Below are 20,466 nucleotides of genomic sequence, written 5' to 3'. Positions count from 1 at the left end.
AGGCATGCCCCTCAAAGAGAGATCGTTCTGACGATCTCGGCCCGCAGGCTATCCAGCCCGAATGATTTTTCCGAGGATGTGGCGAGAACTTCCGGATAGGCGGCGGGACGCTTGCGGATTTTCTCCAGCGTTTCACCGATCAGCCGCGGAACGCCGGCATCCTTGATCTTGTCCGTCTTCGTCAGCACGATCTGGTAGGAAACGGCCGCCTTGTCGAGCAGGGTCAGAACCTCCTCGTCATTCTTTTTCACGCCATGGCGGGAATCGATCAGCACGTAAACGCGCTTCAGCGTCGCCCGGCCGCGCAGATAATCGAAGACGAGCTTCGTCCAGGCGTCGACTTGATCCTTGGGGGCCTGCGCATAACCGTAACCGGGCATGTCGACCAACGCCATCGGCGGCAGATCGCCCGCTTCGCCGGAATAACCATCCGGAACGAAATAGTTCAGTTCCTGCGTGCGTCCGGGCGTATTGGACGTGCGGGCAAGCCCCTTGTGGCCCACCAGCGCATTGATGAGCGAGGACTTGCCGACATTCGAACGACCGGCGAAGGCAATCTCCGGCGGCCCTTCGGGCGGCAGGAATTTCATTGCGGGAACGCCGCGAATGAAAATCCAGGGTCGCCCGAACAGGGGCTTTTCGGTTGCCGTGCCGGTCTCACTCATTTCGATTGCACCGGCTTTCGCTTGAACAGCCCCTTAATGTTATCGAACAGCTCGATCTTGGCGCCCTGGCGCTTCATGATGACGGCCTGCTGGGTGATGGAGAGCGTATTGTTCCATGCCCAGTAGATGACCAGACCGGCCGGGAAGGAGGCCAGCATGAAGGTGAAGATCAGCGGCATCCAGTTGAAGATCATCGCCTGCGTCGGATCGGGGGGCGTCGGGTTCATGCGCATCTGCAGGAACATGGTGATGCCCATGACAAGCGGCCAGACACCGATCATCAGGAAGTGCGGCACGTCGTAAGGCAGAAGGCCGAACAGGTTGAACAGCGACGTCGGATCCGGCGCGGAAAGGTCGTGGATCCAGCCGAAGAACGGCGCATGCCGCATTTCGATGGTGACGTAGATGACCTTGTAGAGCGCGAAGAAGACCGGGATCTGCAAAAGCATCGGCCAGCAGCCGGCGACCGGATTGATCTTCTCTTCCTTGTAGAGCTGCATCATCGCCTGCTGCATGGCCATGCGGTCATCGCCATGCTTGGCTTTCAGCTCTTCCATCTTCGGCTGCACGCGCTTCATGTTCGCCATGGAGGCATATTGCTTGCTGGCGAGCGGGAAGAAGAGAGCCTTGACGACGATGGTGGTGAGCAGGATCGCCACGCCGAAATTGCCAAAATAACGGAAGAAGAAATCCATCAGTTTGAACATCGGCTTGGTGATGAAGTAGAACCAGCCCCAGTCGATCAGAAGGTCGAACTTCGGAATGGCGTAGGTCGTTTCGTAACGGTCGACCAGCGGCACTTCCTTGGCGCCGGCAAAGACGAGGCTCTTCAGCTCGATCGACTGGCCGGGCTCGACTGTCAGGGCATCGCTCTTGAAGTCTGCCTGGTAGCTCGGCTGATTGCCGGTGATGTGCGAGTAGCGCGTCTCGAACGGTGTCGTCTGCGGCGGAACGATGGCCGCGGCCCAATATTTGTCGGTGATGCCGAGCCAACCGCCGGTCGCCTTTGCAACTGTTACCGGCGCTTCTTCGACGTCCTTGTATTTTTCTTCCGTCAGGCTGCCATCCTTGCCGGAGACGCCGAGGAAACCTTCATGGATGACGAAGACCGGGGGAACCGCGGGCTTGTTGTTGCGCGTCACACGGCCATAGGTGGCGAAGGAGATCGCAGCCTGTCCCGGGTTTTCTACCTTGTCGGCCACCGAGATCATATAATGCTCGTCGATCGAAACCGTACGCGAGAAGATGACGCCCTTGGAATTGGTGTAGGTCAGCGTGACCGGAGTGGTTTCCGTCAGCTTGTCGCCGTTGGCAAGCGTCCAAACGGTGGTCGGGCCGGGCACGCCGCCGACGTCCTGTGCCGCAACGTAACCGAGTTCGGTGAAATAGCCCTCCTTGGTGTCGGAGGGCGAGAACAGCGTGATGATCGGGCTCGAGTCATCGACGGTCTCATGGTAGTCCTTGAGCCGGATGTCGTCGAAGCGGGCGCCGGTAAGGTTGATCGAGCCGGCGATGGCGCTGGTCTCGATGGCGACACGCTGGGTCTTTGCGATTGCCTCTTCGCGGGTCGCGGTGGCGGCGGCCTGCGGGGAGGATGCGGGCGGTGCGCCTTCAACGGCGGCCCCCGGTGCGGCGCCCGGCGCAGGCTGCTGTTGCTGCGTCGTTTGCTGCTGCGCCTGGCGGGCCTCTTCGGCGCGGCGCTGCTGCTCGATACGCGGATTCATATAAAGGAATTGCCAGGCGAGGACGATGACAACCGAAAGGGCTATCGCGATGAAGTAATTGCGGTTCTTTTCCATCATTCTTTCCTGGAGCGGGTCTCCTGGGACCGTTTCGGTTTCGCCGTTCCTTCAATTCGCTCGTTAAGGAGAGACTGAAGTTTCGGGAAGGCTGTATCAAGCACGTCCCTGCGGGCGACAATCACATAGTCATGACCGGGCTTCATTGCGACCCCGGCAGAAAGCCTGACGGCTTCCTTGAGACGGCGGCGCATGCGATTTCGCTCGACCGCGTTGCCTTGTCTTTTCGTTACGGTAAAACCGACGCGAGGCTCGGTTTCCGGGGCTTTCCGGTCAAGCACTTCCAGAAGAAAGCTGCCTCCCCGCCGTTTTTCTCCTGCCTGAACGGCAAGGAAATCCGACCGGTTTTTAAGCCGGCCGGGCAGTTTTCCTGTCTTACTCATGTGCCCGCGACTTTCACCGGGTCACAGAGACGGCAATTAAGCCGAAAGACGAGCGCGGCCGCGCGCACGGCGGGCTGCGAGAACCTTGCGGCCGCCGGCGGTAGCCATACGGGCGCGGAAGCCATGACGACGCTTGCGGACGAGCTTGGACGGTTGGTAAGTACGCTTCGACATTTATTTAATACCGCGGTGTGCGGCCCTTCTTGAATTTGCAATAATTTGCAAGAGCGTTTCGTTTTTTGCACGGCTAACCCCGCCTGGGCGAGCTTTCAATGGCCGAGCGTGCGCGGCTTATAAGGGCATAGGCCGAGCAAAGTCAATTGCCGAAGGGGTTTTCGCGCTTCACCTTTTGCGGAAAACGCATCGCCATCTTCTTCGCCGACAGCCGATAGAGGCCAATTCCAGCGCGTCATCGGTAAAATCCGAAATTCTTTCTTAACGCGGCATTGATAAATCTTGTGACGCGAAAAGTTATGCCAGCTTCCCATTTTCATCGCGCAGCTGGTTTTTGTTGGGGGAACGAAGTTGAGAATTCGCGGTCGTATCAATCTACTTGTCGGGCTGATGAGCCTTGTTGCCTGTACCATTGGCGGTCTGTCCATCTATGCGATCAACGAATTCTGGGTTCGTTCGCATCATTTCGAGAAAGCCGCCGAAAGGGCTTATAAGGGAGAGGCGCTCAACCGACTGGTGACGGCAGTCGTCATGGACGCGCGCGGTATCTATGCGGCCGCCGATGTGGCTGCGGCCACCCCCTTTGCTAACGGCATGGTGAAAAATCTCGACGCCATGGAAAAGCTGATCGCTACTTGGGCCCCGCTGGTGCCGGCCGAGCAAAAAGCGAGTTTCGACAAGCTTGTCAGCCGATCCAAGGAGTTTCGGTCCTTCCGCTTGGAGACGGTCCGTCTCGGTAAGGAAGTCGGGCCCCAGGCGGCCAACCAGCAGGGTAATAACGAGGCTAACCGCACCAACCGCAAGGCTTATCAGGCGGAGATCGACAGTGTCGTGAAAAACGACCTTGCCGAACTCGAAGTCGTGAAGGCGGGGGTCGATTCTTTCAGCACCGCCATATTCTGGGTGATTGTCGCGGTGACGGTTGCAGGTGTCGGCGCGGGAGCGGCCTTCGGCCTGTATATGGGAACGCGGCAACTCAGCGCACCCATCCGCAGGGTTTCGCAGGTGATGAATGCTGTGGCCGACGGAAATCTCGACGCCGCCGTCCCCTATCTCGGCCGCAACGATGAAATCGGCGAAATGGCCGCGGCCGTCGAGGTCTTCAAGAAAAACGGCAGCGAAGTGCGCCGCATGAATGCGCAGGAAGCCGCCATGCGCGCGAAAAGCGACGATCTGCAGGCCGGCATGGCCATCGTCGTCGACGCTGCGGCCCAGGGCGATTTCAGCCGCCGCATCAACAAGGATTATGGCGACGACAACCTCAATCGTTTTGCCGCGACGATCAATTCGCTCCTCATCGGGGTCCATAATGGCGTGTCCGAGACCAGCCGCGTCATTGAAGGCCTTGCGCGGGGCGATCTGACGGAGAGAATGGATGGCGAGTTCCGCGGCGTTTTCGCCGAACTTCAGGTGAACGTCAACCAGACGCTAACCAAGCTGCGCGAGACGATGCGCGAAGTGCGCGGCAGCACGGAAGGCATCAGCGGCAACGCGAACGAATTGCGCTCGGCGGCCGATGACCTGTCGAAGCGGACGGAACAGCAGGCGGCGGCGCTGGAGGAAACCTCAGCCGCTCTGGATGAGATTACCGCCGTTGTTCGCAATTCGACCGATCGTGCGCAGGAAGCCAGCGCCATGGTTGCCGAAACGAAGCAGAAGACGGAGGAGTCCGCCAATGTCGTGCGCGACGCCGTGTCCGCCATGGATCGTATCGAGCATGCCTCGCGCGAAATCAGCCAGATCATCAACGTCATCGACGAAATCGCCTTCCAGACGAACCTGCTGGCGCTGAATGCCGGTGTGGAAGCCGCCCGTGCAGGCGAGGCGGGCAAGGGCTTTGCCGTCGTCGCTCAGGAGGTGCGAGAACTTGCGCAACGATCCGCAACCGCTGCGAAGGACATCAAGGCGCTGATCACCAAATCGGGCCAGGAGGTCGGGCGCGGCGTATCGCTGGTGCAAAGAACTGGCGGCGCACTGAGCGAGATCGAGACCCGCGTTCTGGCAATCAACGAGCACATCCACTCGATCGCCACGGCCGCCAGGGAACAGTCCACCGGACTGCACGAGGTGAATACCGCCATCAACCAGATGGATCAGGTAACGCAGCGCAACGCCGCCATGGTGGAGGAGACCTCGGCCGCAACCCACAAGCTGAGCAGCGAGGCGGACCATCTCGTGACGCTCGTGGCGCGCTTTAACGTTGGCGTGGAGAATGTGCAGCGCAGCCCCCGCATTGAGCAGCCCGCGAGACCGACGGCGGTCTCCGCCGGTCCGGTGGCGGTCTCCGGCAGGACACCGGCAGTGGCGTCTCCGGCCCGTAAATTGATGAACAGCGTCAGCCGCGCGCTCAATGCCCAGCCTGCGGCGGCACCCGCGCATGGCGACTGGCAGGAGTTTTAGACGACAAGCGGTCCGCTTCAGACCGGCTCATTTTCGAACGCCGCCCCTGCCGGGCGGCGTTTGTTTTTCCGGCAATGAAAACCTTTATTTTGCAGTGCATTGGAAAAATATCCATTAGGTCCTATTATCATCACTGCATATAAACCGAGCCGTTCCACGCAAGCAGCGGCGCGCATACAGGATCATGGGCCCGGTGTTTTCTAAAGGCGTAGACAGCTTGGACCGCACGCAAGACGATCGGGTGCATTGCATGCCGGGATTGACCGCCGGTCTTTCGGGGCGGTTGCTGTTGCTCACAGTCATCTTCGTGATGATCGCCGAAGTGCTGATCTTCGTACCTTCCGTCGCCAATATGCGTCTTTCATGGTTGCGCGACCGTCTGAATACGGCTGCGGCCGCCGGGGCTGTCATCGACGGCCTGCAGGCTGAATTGCCGAGAAGCGTGCAGAACGACACGCTGATGGCAACCGGAGCGAAGCTTATCGCCCTGCGCAAGGACGGCACGTCGCGCTTGCTCGCCGTGGCGGAAACGCCGCCGGGCGTCGATGAGCAATATGATCTTTCCGACGTTTCGCAGGTGGCGGCGGTGCGGGACGCCTTTTCCACCCTGCTGTTCGGCGGCAACCGCATCATCCGCGTTTTCGACGTCGTCGGCGACAGCGACACGATCATCGAACTGGTGCTTGGCGAAAACAAGCTTAGGGCGGCAATGCTTGCTTATGCCCGCAACGTTTTCCTGATTTCCATCGTCCTGTCGCTGATCACCGCAGGCCTGATCTTCATCTCCATCAACCGCATCATGATCCGGCCCATACGCCGGCTGACGCTCGGCATGCAGAACTTCTCCGAGGACCCGGGCAATCCCGAGCGGATTTTCGTACCTGATGAGGGAACGGATGAACTATCGGTTGCCGGCCGCCACCTCGCCGATATGCAGACCGAACTGCAGAAGACCCTGCGGCAGCAGAAGAACCTCGTGGATCTCGGCCTCGCGGTCTCGAAGATCAACCACGACATGCGCAATATCCTCTCCTCCGCCCAGCTCATGTCAGACCGTCTGGTGGATGCCAAGGACCCGATGGTCAGGAGCTTCGCGCCGAAACTCTTGCGCACCATCGACCGCGCCGTGGCCTATACCGGCGAGGTTCTGGCCTATGGCCAGGCGACCGAAGGCGCGCCGAAACGCAAGATGGTGCAGTTGAGCCTTCTGGTGCGGGATGTGCGCGATATTCTGGCGCTCGATCCGGATAGTGGCATCGAGTTTCAGGACAGCGTTCCCTCCGATCTCACGGTGGATGCGGATTCCGAGCAGCTCTTCCGGGTCATCCACAATCTCTGTCGCAATGCCGTTCAGGCCTTGCAATCCGATACCGCGAATGCCGGGCTTCGACACCTCTCCATCTCGGCCCAGAGGGCTGGCAGCGTTGTCAGCATCGTCATCGATGACAATGGACCCGGAATGCCGCGCAAGGCGAAGGAGAACCTGTTTTCCGCTTTCAGGGGTTCGGCCCGCTCCGGCGGCACGGGCCTCGGGCTGGTCATTGCCCGCGAACTCGTGCTTGCCCATGGCGGCACGATCGCGCTCGTCGAAAAGCCCGGTCCCGGCACGCAGTTCCGCATCGAGATCGCCGACCGCGCCGCTTCCGTACAGGCGGCTAGAACCGCCTGAAAAACCTGCTCCGCAGCGGGTTCGCACAATCGTTCTCCACACCCAAACGGACATGGTATCTGGCCCGTGGAAAATGATCCTCATGGAATTTCAAATAAAATCAATTAGATACATGAATTGCTGCGGAAAAATGACAATTTCGAAGCGAAATCGCTTGCATTCGGAATGAGGACGTTTTAGAGGATCGCCACGCCACCGGAAACGACCGGAACGGCACGCACCCGTAGCTCAGCTGGATAGAGCACCAGACTACGAATCTGGGGGTCAGGAGTTCGAATCTCTTCGGGTGCGCCATTTCTCTTCCGATAAAATGAAGTCCTGAAACAATCGCTCTCACGCGCGATATCGCTGGTATTGGCAACTCCTTCAGACGGATGCTTCGAGGCTCCGTAGGGCCGCGCGAATTCCGAACGTTCCGAATATGTGCTAAAATCACCCCTTCATCAGCTGCCCCCGGGGTGAAAGCCGCGTTGGAAACGGACAAGGTGTTTGCGGATTCGATTCCGGAAAATTACGACCGCATGTGATTCTCGCCGCCGTTTAAAACGGCACTGCCGACCCGGTTCTCAGTCTATAAATGCTAGTGGGGAATATTTGAGCAATACCCCCTAAATATTAGTGGTTTTGGTTGAGGGCCTGTACCAAAGGGTTTTCCGATAGTCCGAGATTGTCGGGCTTTCGAGTGTCATCGAACCTTCCTCAAACCTTCGTCATATTGTCATACAATAAAAGCATATGCGCTCCAGAAAAGGAGCGCAGAATGACGCCACAATCACTTGAACTTTCAGGAATCGGCAAGGGCTTCGGGGCCGACGATGTTCTGAAAGAGATCGATCTTTCCATCCGCCCTGGAGAGTTTTTGTCTCTCGTCGGCATGTCGGGCTGCGGCAAGTCCACGCTTCTGCGTATCATTGCGGGGCTGGAAACGCCGGATCGCGGTTCGGTGTCCATCGGTGAACAGGATGTGACGGAGGTTGATCCGAGCGATCGCAATCTGGCGATGGTGTTCCAATCCTATGCGCTTTATCCGCATATGAGCGTGCGCCAGAACATTGCGACGCCGCTGCGCATGCGGCGCCTGCCTTTCGCTGCCCGCCTGCCGCTGATCGGACGCTTTGCAGCGCCGGCGGAAACATTGAAGCAGATCGATGCCGCCGTCGAGCAGGCGGCCGAGACGCTGCAGATCGCGCATCTGCTGGATCGAAAGCCGGCGCAGCTTTCCGGCGGCCAGCGTCAGCGTGTGGCGCTTGCAAGGGCGCTGGTGCGTTCACCTGCAGCCTTCCTCATGGACGAGCCGCTTTCCAACCTCGATGCGAAGCTTCGCGCCCATATGCGTGAGGAACTGGCGGGCCTGCACCGCCGGCTCGGCGCAACATTCATCTATGTCACCCATGACCAGATCGAAGCCATGACCATGTCCGACCGCATCGCGCTGATGTCGGAAGGCCGTATCGAGCAGCTTGGTACGCCGGACGAGCTTTACCGCAAGCCCGCGACGCTGACGGTCGCGCGTTTTATCGGCACGCCCTCGATCAACCTGCTGCCGGTCGAAATCGATGCGCAAGGCAAGATCGCCGCTTTTGGACGCGATCTCGGCATTGAAGGTGCTGGCCGTGATGCCGGCCCGGCGACGCTCGGCCTTCGCGCCGAGGATTTGCGTCCGGGCGAAGAAGGTTTTGCCGTGCGCGTGGTGCGCAGCGAAACCCATGGCGCCGACCGCTTTGTGAGCTGCCGCCTGCTGAGCGATGAGACGGTCGCCATCACCCTGCGTCAGGGCGCCGGCGATGCTGTGGGCGCGGATATGAATTGCGTGATGAATCTCGGCTTTGCGCCGGAACGCGCGCATCTTTTTGCGGCCGACGGTCTGCGCCGCAAGGTGACGGTGCGCGAGCGGGTGCCGGCATGACGGCGGTCGATTTTTCCACGGCCGCGCGCGCGAAGGCTCGCCCGCGGCTTTCAAAGGCGGACCGGCGGATGATCTGGCGCGGCCTGATGTTCGCTGCTCCCGCAAGCCTGCTGCTGCTGGCGATCTATATCGTTCCGATGTTCGTTCTGGCCGGTTTTGCCGTCACCGATTATCAGCTCGGTTCGCTTTCCACCCGCTTTGTCGGCCTTGGAAACTTCGTCAAGGCGTTTCAGGACCCGGTTTTCCTGCGCTCTCTGGCCAATACCGCCATCTATGCGCTCATCGTCATTCCCTTCGGTGTGTTTCTGGCGCTCGGCGTCGCTTTGCTCGTGTATAATCGCAAGCGCAGCCGCGCTTTCTGGGAGGTGGCCTATTTCCTTCCCGTCACCGCAACCCTCGTCGCCATGGCGACCGTATGGCAGTTCCTGCTGCACCCTTCGCTTGGGCCAGTGAACGCGGCGATCAAATGGCTGGGTTTCGAGCCCGTCGCTTTTCTCTCCAATCCCGTGCTCCTCATTCCCACCATGGCGCTGATGGGCGTCTGGCAGATCCTGGGTTTCAACATGGTGCTGTTCCTTGCTGGCCTCACGGCCATTTCGAAGGATCTGCATGAGGCGGCGCGGCTGGATGGCGCGAAGAACCCGGTTGATCGCTTTCTGACCGTCACGTGGCCAATGCTGGGGCCGACCACCATGTTCGTTGTCGTCACCACCTCCATCTCCGCGTTCAAGGTATTCGAGACGGTGGCCGTGCTGACCAAGGGCCGCTCCGGTTCCGAGACCCTGCTTTACGACCTCTATCTCGAAGGTTTCGAATATTCCAATACCGGTTATGCCGCCGCGCTGACGATTATCTTCCTCGTGATCGTGCTGATCCTGTCGATCGGCCAGACGCTGCATATGGACCGGAAGGTGCATTACTGATGGCCGCACTCCGCAAATATTTCCCGCATCTCGTACTGGCTCTCGGCGCTTTCGTGATGCTCCTGCCATTCTACTGGATGGTGCTGACCTCTATCCGCTCGCCGGCAGAGATTTTCGATGTGTCGCTCTGGCCCATCCCGCAGAAATTTGACGCGGCCGACAATTATGCACGGGCGGCGGGTCAGGTGCCGATGGCGCGTTTCATGCTGAACGGCGTCATCGTCTGCGTCGGTATTCTCGTCGTACAGGTCCTGACATCGGTTCCGGCCGCCTATGCGCTGGCGAAGCTCAGGTTTCCGGGCCGCAAGCTGCTGCTGGGCCTTGTTATTGCCGCGCTCTGCGTTCCCATTCAGGCGCTCGCCTTGCCGCTCTTTGTCGGTCTGGCCAAGACAGAGTTGCTGAATACCTATTTCGCGATGATGATGCCGTTCTTCCTGTCGGTCTTCGCCATCTTCCTGTTCAACCAGTCCTTCCGCAGCTATCCGAATGAAATCATCGAGGCCGCCCGCATGGACGGGTTCTCGGAAATGGAGATTTGCTGGGGGCTGGTCCTTCGCGGTTCTCTGCCTTCGCTTGCCGCTTTTTCGATCTTTTCGCTCGTTGCCCACTGGAACGACCTTTATTGGCCGATGATCGTGGTCTCCGACACCAATCTCGCCCCGCCGCCGCTTGGCATGATGCTTTTCGCGGATGTCGAATCCGGCGCCAATTACGGTGCGCTGATGGCGGGCGCAACACTGATTACCGCGCCGATGGTGCTGTGCTTCCTCCTCGCACGGCGGCATTTCATCGCCGGTATTACCATGACCGGCGTCAAGTGACGCCGCTCAGATTTCCTCCTCACAACCTTTCTGGAGACTGATATGAAACTCAACCGACGCGCTGTGATGGGCGGTCTGGCTCTTGGCATGGCTTTTGCTGGCCTCGCACAGCCGGTTCTGGCCAACGAAATCACGCTCAATGTTCTTTACAATCTGCCGGGATTCACCAAATTCCATCAGCCGCTGGCCGATGAATTCATGAAGAAGAACCCTGATGTGAAGATCAACTTCCTCGCTCCGGCCGCCGGTTACAATGAAGGCCAGCAGCAGGTTCTGCGCTCCGCCGTCACAGGCAATCTGCCGGATGTTTATTTCTCGGGTTACAACCTGACGGCTGAACTCGTTCACACGCTCGCACCGCGCAACCAGATCACCGATCTCGGCCCGTTCATTGAGGCTGAAGGCGGTCAGGCTTTCCTCGACAAGAACTACAGCCCCAAGATGGCCGCCCTCGGCCAGATCGACGGCAAGCAGTACGGCCTGCCGGTCAATGCGTCCTCGCCGATCATCTACATCAACTCCGACCTCGTGACCAAGGCTGGCGGCGACCCGGACAAGATGCCGACGACCTTTGCTGAGCTCATTGCTCTCGCCAAGAAGATCAAGGCGCTCGACCCGAAGTTCGCCGGCATGAGCTACGACATCAACGGCTGGCCGGACGACTGGTTGTGGCAGGCGCTCATCGTCGAACAGGGTGGAAAGCTCGTTGACGAGAAGGCCAAGACCGTTGGCTTCGACAACGAGATCGGCCTCAACGCCCTGAAGATGACCCGTCAGTTCGTCACCGAAGGTGGTCAGAACCTGCTCGACTGGGATCAGTCTCGCCAGCAGTTCGGTGCAGGCCTCACCGGCTTTATCTTCTCAACGCCCGCCCACGTTCAGACGATCCAGGGTCTGGTCGGCGACCGCTTCAAGCTGAAGACCGCAACCTTCCCGCTCGACAACAAGGAAAAGGGCGGTGTTCCGACCGGCGGTAACTCGGCTGTTATTCTGACCCAGGAAAAGGCCAAGCAGGACGCGGCGTGGAAGTACCTGAAGTGGATCACCGGTCCGGAAGCACAGAACACCATCGTTCGCATCACCGGTTACCTGCCGACCAACAAGCTGGCCACCGGCCCGGACTTCCTCGCTCCTTATTATGTCGAGAACCCGAATGTGAAGACCGCTTCGCTTCAGGCTGATCGTTCTCTGCCTTGGGCCGGTTATCCGGGTGGCGATTCCGTCCGCATCTGGCGCACCCAGCGCGACATCATCGGCACCGTCATGCGCGGTGAGGTGACGCCGGAAGACGGTCTCAAGCAGATCGTCGAGCAGACCAACGCCCTGCTGAAATAAGCAAAACCATTGAAAAGGCTGCGGGGAAATCCGTTCCCGCAGCTATTTTGCGCAGAAAGCCCTGTTATGAAGATCATCCAGATCACCGACACTCATCTCGTACCCCCCGGCATTGCTGTAAACGGCGTCGATCCGGAAAAGCAGCTGTGCGCGGCGGTGGCCGATATTGTCGAAAAACACGCCGACGCCGATCTTCTTGTGATGACGGGTGATCTTTGCAATTACGGCGAGCCGGAAGCCTATGAACTGCTGCGAGACATCCTCGCGCCGGTCTCCGTGCCTGTGCGGCTGATGCTCGGCAATCACGACCGTCGACCGGAATTCGTGGCTGCCTTTCCCGAGCAGCCGCGTGACGACAACGGCTATATCCAGTCCTTCATCGACACGGAATTCGGTCGGCTGCTGTTTCTCGACAGCCACGAGGCCGATGTCATCGGCGGCATGTATGGCGCGGATCGTCTGGCATGGCTGGAGAATGCGCTGGAAAGCGCGGACGACCTGCCGGTGACGGTGTTCATTCATCACCCGCCGATGGATTGCGGCATCCGCCATTTCGAACATATCGGTATGCATGATGACGGTGCTGTCATGCGCCGGCTCGCCGCTCATCCGGCCGGAATACGTCACATCATTTTCGGCCATATACATGTGCCGATGGCAGGGACGACCGCCGAAGGCATCGCCTATAGTTCCGGTCAGGCCTGCGCGCATCGTTTCATCACCGATATCGATGTTGTCGATCCGCTGTGGACGGGCGGCAATCCCTGTTACCGGATCATAAGCCTTGGTGCATTCGGCCTGCGTGCCTATGACGCGGAAGTTGGGCAGCTCGTGCTCGGTCAGGCGCCTGTCTGCGAAGGTCCCTGACACCGGACGTTTCCGTGTTATACGGGGATGACCTTCGCCTCGTGCCTGTTCCCGGTGTAGGGTGCGAGGTTCTTTGCCGATTACAGGGTTGCGGTGGTGAGAAGACCCCCGTTGCTTGTCGCGGGGATGCGCCACTTCTGGTTTGTTGAACGGGATGTGATACATCGGAACCATGGTTCCGTGCGCACCCTTGATCTATGTCAGTTTCATCGATGAAACGGCACGCCATAGTCGCCGAAAGGTGGCCGACCAATGCCGTGCCATCGTGATGACAGATCATGGAGAATTGCATGCTTGAAAAGCGTATCCGCAACGCGTCCCTCTTGAACAGGATCGTCAGCGCCGAAGAGGCCGCCAGTCTCATTCAGGATGGCATGACGGTGGGCATGAGCGGCTTTACGCGCGCCGGTGAAGCCAAGGCAGTGCCGCTGGCGCTGGCCGAGCGCGCCAAGACGAACCCCATGAAAATCACCCTGATGACCGGCGCCTCCCTCGGCAACGATCTCGACAAGACAATGGTCGAGGCCGGCATGCTGGCGCGCCGCATGCCGTTCCAGTCCGATCCGGCTTTGCGAAAAGCGATCAATGACGGCAAGGTGATGTTCATCGATCAACACCTTTCCGAAACGGTCGAGCAATTGCGCGGCGGCCAGATCCACGGCGTCGATGTCGCCATTATCGAGGCCGTGGCAATCACTGCGGAGGGCGGCATCGTGCCTACAACCTCGGTCGGCAATTCCGCAAGCTTCGCCATTCTGGCCGATAAGGTCATCGTCGAGATCAACCTGTCGCAGCCCGAGGTGCTGGAGGGTTTGCATGATATCTTCATTCCCGCCAAGCGCCCAACCCGTATGCCCATTCCCGTTGTCGCGACGGATAGCCGCGTCGGTCTGCCTTTCATTCCGGTGCCGCCGGAAAAGATCGCCGCCATCGTGCTGAGCGACAAAAGCGACAGTTTCTCCACGGTGCTGCCGCCGGATGACGAGACCAAGGCGATTGCCGGCCATCTCACCGACTTTCTGTTGAACGAGGTGCGTCATGGCCGCATGACCCACGAACTCCAGCCGCTTCAGGCCGGTATCGGCACCATTGCCAATGCTGTCATGCATGGTTTCATCGATACGCCGTTTCACGATCTCAAAATGTATTCGGAAGTCCTGCAGGATTCGACCTTCGAACTGTTCGACGCTGGCAAGCTGACCTTTGCTTCCGGTTCGTCGATCACGCTGTCTTCTGCCATGAACGAGCAGGTCATGCCGCGACTGGCCGATTACAAAAGCAGGCTGATCCTGCGTCCGCAGGAGGTGAGCAACCATCCGGAAGTCATCCGCCGCCTCGGTATCATCGGCATCAACACCGCGTTGGAATTCGATATCTACGGAAACGTCAATTCCACCCATGTCGGCGGGACGCATATGATGAACGGCATCGGCGGCTCGGGCGATTTCGCCCGCAACGCCTATATGTCGATCTTCGTTACCAAGTCGATCGCCAAGGGTGGCGCGATCTCAAGCGTCGTGCCCATGGTCAGCCATGTCGACCATACCGAACACGATGTCGATATCCTCGTCACCGAAATCGGGCTTGCCGATCTGCGCGGGCTGGCACCTCGCGAGCGTGCGGCTGTCATCATCGCCAATTGCGTCCATCCCGATTATCGCGATGCGCTGGCTGGCTATTATCACCGGGCGACAGCGCGGGGCGGGCATACGCCGCATCTCATCGAAGAGGCGTTGTCCTGGCATCAGGCGTTGCGGGAAAAGGGCACGATGCGACCCCAGCAATAGGCGTTGAAACAGGTGGTCCTCTTGCCGGTTTTTCGACCGGCAATTGGGTCCGTTTGGACACACCGCTGGGGAAAGTGCCCGCCACTCCGCTTAGGTTGCTGGCGCGACTGTTCCGCCTCCGGTAGAAAATCTTCTCCACCCGGCCGCTATCGAGCTGCCTCAGGGTTGTAGGAGAGTGATGTGATGCCCCTTCGCTTCGTCGCCATGATCGCGATTGTCGCCCTGCTTGCAAGCTGCGGCGGGCGGCCCATCGGGGTCATGACACCGACGGGACAAACTGTGGCCGGTACGACGCCGGTCAATCTCCTCGTTGCGACAACGCGCGCCCCGTCCGAAAATCCCGCGGTTCTTTTCGGCGGCGAGCGGGGAACGGGGCTGAAGGTCGATGCGGTCACGGTCTCCATTCCGCCTGCTGCCAACCGCAAGGTTGGTCAGGTGCAATGGCCGAAAAAACTGCCACCCAATCCGCTGAAGGATTTCACCACGGTTGCGGTTGAGCCCATTCTCTCCGAAGCAGAAACCAGAAGTTGGATCAGTAAGCATATCGCAAAGGACCGCCGTGTGCTGGTCTTCGTGCATGGTTTCAACAATCGTTACGAGGAATCCGTCTATCGCTTCGCCCAGATCGTCCATGATTCCGGCACGGATGTCGTTCCAGTGGTCTTCACCTGGCCGTCGCGCGCGAGCATTTTCGACTATAATTACGATAAGGAAAGCACCAACTATTCCCGCGATTCGCTGGAGGAGATGCTGACGCGGCTGGCGAAAGATAAATCCATACGCGAAGTCACCGTCATGGCCCATTCCATGGGCACTTGGCTTGCGGTGGAGGCGCTGCGCCAGATGGCCATCCGCAACGGCCGCGTTGATCCCAAGATAAGCAATGTCATTCTGGCTGCTCCGGATCTCGATGTCGACGTGTTCAGCCGGCAATTCAGCAGCCTCGGTAAAACGCCGCCGAAATTCACCCTCTTCGTGTCGCAGGATGACCGCGCGCTCAGCCTGTCGCGTCGCATTTCCGGCAATGTCGATCGCCTCGGCCAGATCGATCCTTCCGTGGAGCCCTATCGCAGCCAGCTGGAAAAAGCTGGCATCACCGTTCTCGATCTCACCAAGCTGCAATCCGGTGATCGTCTGAATCACGGAAAATTTGCCGAGAGCCCCGAGGTCGTCCGCCTGATCGGCGACCGTCTTATTGCGGGCCAGACGGTGACGGATTCCGATGTCGGCCTAGGCGAAGCGTTGGGTGCCGTCAGTATCGGTGCTGCGCAAACCGTCGGAACGGCGGCCAGCGTGGTGGTCAGTGCGCCGATCGCGGTCTTCGATCCGCGCACGCGGGAAAATTATGGCAGGCAGGTGGAGCGGCTTGGCCGCTCTGTGGAAAACACCGTCGGGTCGGTGGGCGATACAGCCGGTTCCGTGGTGGACGATCAGGCGCTTCAGTCGTCAAGGGTCAACTGCGATGCCGCCGCAAATCGAAACCGGGCGGAATGCCGTAGTCGCTAAGCCACGATACGACCGGGGGTGGCGGAAACGTCAGGCGCTTTTGTCACCACACTCCCGCAGATTTGTATACAGCTTGTATTTTTATCTGTATGGTCGGGCCAACAACCCAACTTCCGGAGTAGACCCCATGCGTTGGAAACGCACCCTCCAGCTTCTCGATGTTCATTGCGAAGGCGAAATCGGCCGTGTCGTCACTGGCGGCGCGCCGAAAATTCCCGGCAACACCGTGGCCGAACAGCTGCACTGGATGAACACCGATCCGCAAGGGGAAGCCTTGCGCCGCTTCCTGACGCTGGAGCCGCGCGGTACGCCCATGGGGTCGGTCAACCTGCTCCTGCCGCCGAAACATCCCGATGCGCACGCCGCCTTCGTCATTCTCCAGCCGGATCAGGCGCATGCCAGTTCGGGTTCGAATTCCATTTGCGCGACGACCGCGCTTCTGGAAAGCGGCATGGTCGAGATGCAGGAACCGGAAACCGTCATCATTCTGGAAACGGCCGCTGGTCTCGTCAAAGCGACGGCCACCTGCCGTGACGGACGCTGCGAAAAGGTCAAGCTGACCATGGTGCCGTCCTTCGTGCATGAGCTGGATGTCAGCATCGACACGCCGGAATGGGGCAAGGTGACGATGGATATCTCCTACGGCGGCATTTTTTATGCGCTGGTGGATGTCCGCCAGATCGGGCTCACGATCGAAAAGGCCAATGCCGCCAAGCTGGTCTCGGCCGGCATGATCCTGAAGGATCTGGTCAACCGTGAAATGACCGTCGTGCATCCGGAAATCCCGGCAATATCAGGCGTCGCCTATGTGATGTTCCGGGACGTTGATGCCGATGGCTCGATCCGCACCTGCACCACCATGTGGCCAGGCCGCGCGGATCGCTCGCCCTGTGGTACCGGCAACTCCGCCAATCTTGCAACGCTTTATGCGCGCGGCAAGGTGAAGGTGGGAGATGAATATAAATCCCGCTCGATCATCGGTTCGGAATTCGATGTCGGCCTCTCCGCCGTCACCGAGGTGGCGGGCCGACCTGCCGTCATTCCGACCATTGCCGGACGCGGCTTCACCTTCGGTCTGCACCAGGTTGGCCTCGATCCCTTCGACCCGCTGGCCGATGGTTTTGCCATGACCGATGTCTGGGGTCCGGAAGCGGGCAACATCTGAGGCATGCTTTAAAAAAATGACATTTACAGCCGCCCGATGAACTTTGGCGGCTGTTTTCCCGCGGCAAAAGATGCTAAGCGGGCGCCAATTCCGTCATGCTCCGAGGTATCCCGATGAAGTCGCTCACCCTGCGCCGCCCTGATGACTGGCACCTGCATCTTCGCGATGGCGCCATGCTGGAAGGGGTGATCGGGGATACGAGCCGCCATTTCGCCCGCGCCATCATTATGCCAAACCTGGTGCCGCCGGTTGTTACCACGGCCGACGCCCGCGCCTATCGCGAACGCATCGTCAAGGCAATTCCGGCGGGTGACCGTTTCGAGCCGTTGATGACCCTCTATCTGACCGAGGACACGCAGGCCGACGATGTGGAAGAGGGCAAAAAAAGCGGCCTCATCACTGCCGTCAAGCTCTATCCGGCGGGTGCGACCACCAATTCCCACGGCGGGGTGCGCGATTTCAACAAGGCCATGCCGGTTCTGGAACGCATGGCGAAGATCGGCTTGCCGCTTTGCGTGCACGGTGAGGTAACGACGCCGGAGGTCGATATTTTCGACCGCGAAAAGGCCTTCATCGATACGGTTCTGGAACCGCTGCGCCAGCGCCTGCCGGAGCTCAAGGTGACGATGGAGCACATCACCACCCGCGACGGCGTGGATTACATCAAGTCTTCCAAGGCCAACATCGCCGGCTCAATCACCACCCATCATCTCATCATCAACCGCAACGCCATTCTGGTTGGCGGCATCAAGCCACATTATTATTGCCTGCCCGTCGCCAAGCGCGAGGAGCACAGGCTTGCGCTGCGGGCTGCTGCGACGTCGGGCGACGCGCGCTTCTTCCTCGGCACGGACTCCGCTCCGCATGTGGACCCGCTGAAGGAATGCGCCTGCGGCTGCGCCGGCATCTATACCTCGATCAACACCATGAGCTGCCTTGCCCATGTCTTCGAGGATGAAAACGCCCTCGACAAGCTGGAGGCCTTCGTCTCGCTCAACGGCCCGGCCTGGTATGGGCTGGCTCCGAACGAGGAGACAATCACGCTGGTCAAGCGCGACGAGCCGGTATCATTCCCGGCCAAGATCGAGACGGGCGCGGGGCCGGTCACCGTATTTGACCCGATGTTCCCGCTTCATTGGGATGTAGACTGATTTTATAACCGCCGGCACTGCCGGCGGTTTTGTTATGGTCTGCCAGTACCTCGGCGGGCGACGGCATACCGAACAAAGACGCGTGCTTTCCGAACACCCATCCGGGTTTTCGGAGCGAGAAACCAAGGCCTAAAAGGAGAACGCCTATGAACCACTTCACATTCACCGATCGCACCGTCGTTGCGGAACTGGTTGCGAAAATGTTGTGGGAAATCAAGGCTGTCCATTTCAATTCCGAAAGCCCTTATACCTTTGCCTCGGGCATGAAGAGCCCTGTCTATATCGACATGCGCAAGCTGATCTCTTTCCCGCGCATTCGCTCCGCAGCCATGGATTTTGCGGCGGCGGCGGTGATGCGCGAGGCGGGTTTCGAGAAGTTCGACTGTGTCGCCGGCGGTGAAACGGCAGGCATTCCCTTTGCCGCCTTCCTCGCCGAGCGCCTCGGCCTGCCGATGATCTATTGCCGCAAGAAGCCGAAAGGCCACGGCCGCAACGCCCAGATCGAAGGCCATATGCCGGAAGGCGCTCGCGTTTTGGTCATCGAGGATCTGACGACGGCCGGCGGGTCGATGTTCACCTTCATCGATGCTATCCGGGCGGCTGGCGGCATTGTCGATCATGGCATCGCGCTGTTCTATTACGGCATCTTCGAAGAGGCTGAAGCGCGCTTTTCCAACGGCAATGTCAAACTGCATTATCTGACGACCTGGCGCGATGTTCTGGCTGTTGCCCGCGCTGAAAAACTGTTCGACGAAAAGACCCTGTCAGAGGTTGAAGCCTTCCTCGACAACCCACTGCCTTGGTCGGCAAAGCACGGCGGCGTCAGCGAATTGCCGCAATCGTGATTTCGGATGTGGCCAGCCCAGCTTGTGGCTGGCCTTCCGATCGATCTTCGTCTAAATCGATTTAAGTTCATTTGATTTGCTGTTTTGAGGAGGACCGTAATGATCCTGTGTTGTGGTGAAGCCCTGATCGACATGCTGCCCCGGCAGACGACGCTGGGCGAGGCGGGTTTTGCCCCCTATGCAGGCGGAGCGGTCTTCAATACGGCGATTGCGCTGGGGCGTCTCGGCGTTCCTTCCGCCTTCTTCACGGGTCTTTCCGATGACATGATGGGTGATATCCTGCGGGAAACCCTGCGCGCCAGCAATGTCGATTTCAGCTATTGCGCCACCCTTTCGCGCCCGACCACCATCGCCTTCGTGAAGCTGGTGGAAGGTCATGCGACCTATGCGTTCTACGACGAGAACACCTCTGGCCGGATGATTACCGAGAAGGAGCTTCCGGCACTGGGCGCGGATTGCGAGGCGCTGCATTTCGGCGCGATCAGCCTTATCCCGGAGCCCTGCGGCAGCACCTATGAGGCGCTGATGACACGCGAGCATGAAAGCCGTGTCATTTCGCTCGATCCCAATATCCGCCCCGGTTTCATCAAGGACAAGCAGTCGCATATGGCCCGCATCCGCCGCATGGCCGCCATGTCTGATATCGTCAAGTTCTCGGATGAGGACCTCGCCTGGTTCGGTCTTGAAGGGGATGAGGACACGCTTGCCCGCCATTGGCTGCATCACGGTGCAAAGCTGGTCGTCGTCACCCGTGGCGCTAAGGGCGCGGTGGGCTACACCTCCGGCTTGAAGGTTGAAGTCGCCTCTGAACGCGTCGAGGTCGTGGATACCGTTGGTGCTGGTGACACCTTCGATGCCGGCATTCTGGCTTCGCTGAAAATGCAGGGTCTTCTCACCAAGGCGCAGGTTGCCTCCCTGACGGAAGAGCAGATCAGAAAGGCGCTTGCGCTGGGGGCAAAGGCTGCGGCAGTCACCGTTTCGCGGGCCGGGGCAAATCCGCCCTTTGCGCATGAAATCGGTTTGTGATGGGCGCGGTTGAACCATTTTGAACGAGTGGTTCAACACTCTTC

At 59.5% G+C, this 20,466-nt stretch carries 17 protein-coding genes and 1 tRNA gene; 14 read left to right on the top strand and 4 right to left on the bottom strand.

Going from position 1 to position 20,466, the window contains the following annotated elements; all coding sequences use genetic code 11:
- Nucleotides 1-11 precede the first annotated feature (11 nt).
- From yihA to rpmH, 4 genes are read right to left on the bottom strand one after another with little or no spacing between them, the layout of a single operon-like run.
- Entirely contained in the window at nt 12-665 is a 654-nt protein-coding gene (yihA, locus tag O9X91_RS02045) for a ribosome biogenesis GTP-binding protein YihA/YsxC (protein ID WP_035263945.1), read from the bottom strand.
- Nucleotides 662-2,464, bottom strand: coding sequence for a membrane protein insertase YidC (gene yidC / locus O9X91_RS02040; RefSeq protein WP_137409703.1), 1,803 nt, complete (start codon nt 2,462-2,464; stop codon nt 662-664). Before yidC ends, yihA begins: the two co-directional genes overlap by 4 nt.
- Nucleotides 2,464-2,847 (bottom strand): ribonuclease P protein component, encoded by a 384-nt coding sequence (gene rnpA, locus O9X91_RS02035; protein WP_077984445.1) that lies wholly within the window; start codon nt 2,845-2,847, stop codon nt 2,464-2,466. The genes yidC and rnpA overlap by 1 nt, the downstream gene beginning before the upstream one ends.
- Before the next feature lie 36 nt (nt 2,848-2,883).
- Entirely contained in the window at nt 2,884-3,021 is a 138-nt protein-coding gene (gene rpmH, locus O9X91_RS02030; RefSeq protein ID WP_003493611.1) for a 50S ribosomal protein L34, read from the bottom strand.
- Between the two features lie 351 nt (nt 3,022-3,372).
- On the opposite strand from rpmH, the gene O9X91_RS02025 reads away from it, so the two are divergent.
- The 14 genes from O9X91_RS02025 (at nt 3,373) to O9X91_RS01960 (ending at nt 20,422) form a co-directional block, all read left to right on the top strand.
- The gene (locus O9X91_RS02025; RefSeq protein WP_142912649.1) at nt 3,373-5,421 is read left to right on the top strand and encodes a methyl-accepting chemotaxis protein; all 2,049 of its coding nucleotides are present in this window, start codon (nt 3,373-3,375) and stop codon (nt 5,419-5,421) included.
- 250 nt (nt 5,422-5,671) lie between these two features.
- The gene (locus tag O9X91_RS02020; protein WP_162520446.1) at nt 5,672-7,090 is read left to right on the top strand and encodes an ATP-binding protein; all 1,419 of its coding nucleotides are present in this window, start codon (nt 5,672-5,674) and stop codon (nt 7,088-7,090) included.
- Nucleotides 7,091-7,307: 217 nt separating this feature from the next.
- Nucleotides 7,308-7,384 (top strand) — tRNA-Arg (locus O9X91_RS02015).
- A gap of 466 nt (nt 7,385-7,850) precedes the next feature.
- On the top strand, nt 7,851-8,996 hold the full coding sequence (locus O9X91_RS02010) for an ABC transporter ATP-binding protein (protein WP_162520447.1): 1,146 nt from the start codon (nt 7,851-7,853) through the stop codon (nt 8,994-8,996).
- Complete coding sequence (locus O9X91_RS02005; RefSeq protein WP_077984447.1) at nt 8,993-9,919, top strand: carbohydrate ABC transporter permease; 927 nt, start codon at nt 8,993-8,995, stop codon at nt 9,917-9,919. The genes O9X91_RS02010 and O9X91_RS02005 overlap by 4 nt, the downstream gene beginning before the upstream one ends.
- Entirely contained in the window at nt 9,919-10,740 is an 822-nt protein-coding gene (locus O9X91_RS02000; protein WP_077984448.1) for a carbohydrate ABC transporter permease, read from the top strand. Before O9X91_RS02005 ends, O9X91_RS02000 begins: the two co-directional genes overlap by 1 nt.
- Nucleotides 10,741-10,782: 42 nt before the next feature.
- Nucleotides 10,783-12,075, top strand: a complete 1,293-nt coding sequence (locus O9X91_RS01995) for an ABC transporter substrate-binding protein (protein WP_077984449.1) — start codon at nt 10,783-10,785, stop codon at nt 12,073-12,075.
- Between the two features lie 66 nt (nt 12,076-12,141).
- The gene (locus O9X91_RS01990; RefSeq protein WP_142912650.1) at nt 12,142-12,942 is read left to right on the top strand and encodes a phosphodiesterase; all 801 of its coding nucleotides are present in this window, start codon (nt 12,142-12,144) and stop codon (nt 12,940-12,942) included.
- Between the two features lie 290 nt (nt 12,943-13,232).
- Nucleotides 13,233-14,729, top strand: coding sequence for an acetyl-CoA hydrolase/transferase family protein (locus O9X91_RS01985; RefSeq protein ID WP_142912651.1), 1,497 nt, complete (start codon nt 13,233-13,235; stop codon nt 14,727-14,729).
- Nucleotides 14,730-14,912: 183 nt separating this feature from the next.
- Nucleotides 14,913-16,235, top strand: coding sequence for an alpha/beta hydrolase (locus O9X91_RS01980; RefSeq protein WP_137409708.1), 1,323 nt, complete (start codon nt 14,913-14,915; stop codon nt 16,233-16,235).
- A 127-nt stretch (nt 16,236-16,362) separates the two neighbouring features.
- Nucleotides 16,363-17,400, top strand: coding sequence for a 4-hydroxyproline epimerase (locus tag O9X91_RS01975; protein WP_003503625.1), 1,038 nt, complete (start codon nt 16,363-16,365; stop codon nt 17,398-17,400).
- Nucleotides 17,401-17,513: 113 nt separating this feature from the next.
- Nucleotides 17,514-18,551: a dihydroorotase gene (gene pyrC, locus O9X91_RS01970; RefSeq protein ID WP_142912652.1), complete on the top strand. Its 1,038-nt coding sequence runs from the start codon at nt 17,514-17,516 to the stop codon at nt 18,549-18,551.
- A 146-nt stretch (nt 18,552-18,697) separates the two neighbouring features.
- Nucleotides 18,698-19,396: an orotate phosphoribosyltransferase gene (locus O9X91_RS01965; RefSeq protein ID WP_077984455.1), complete on the top strand. Its 699-nt coding sequence runs from the start codon at nt 18,698-18,700 to the stop codon at nt 19,394-19,396.
- A 99-nt stretch (nt 19,397-19,495) separates the two neighbouring features.
- The gene (locus tag O9X91_RS01960) at nt 19,496-20,422 is read left to right on the top strand and encodes a carbohydrate kinase family protein (RefSeq protein ID WP_142912653.1); all 927 of its coding nucleotides are present in this window, start codon (nt 19,496-19,498) and stop codon (nt 20,420-20,422) included.
- The last annotated feature ends 44 nt before the right edge of the window (nt 20,423-20,466 follow it).

It is taken from the genome of Agrobacterium salinitolerans (assembly GCF_027498475.1).
GTDB classification, from domain to species: Bacteria; Pseudomonadota; Alphaproteobacteria; order Rhizobiales; family Rhizobiaceae; genus Agrobacterium; species Agrobacterium salinitolerans.
This window is presented reverse-complemented; position numbering and strand designations above follow the sequence as displayed.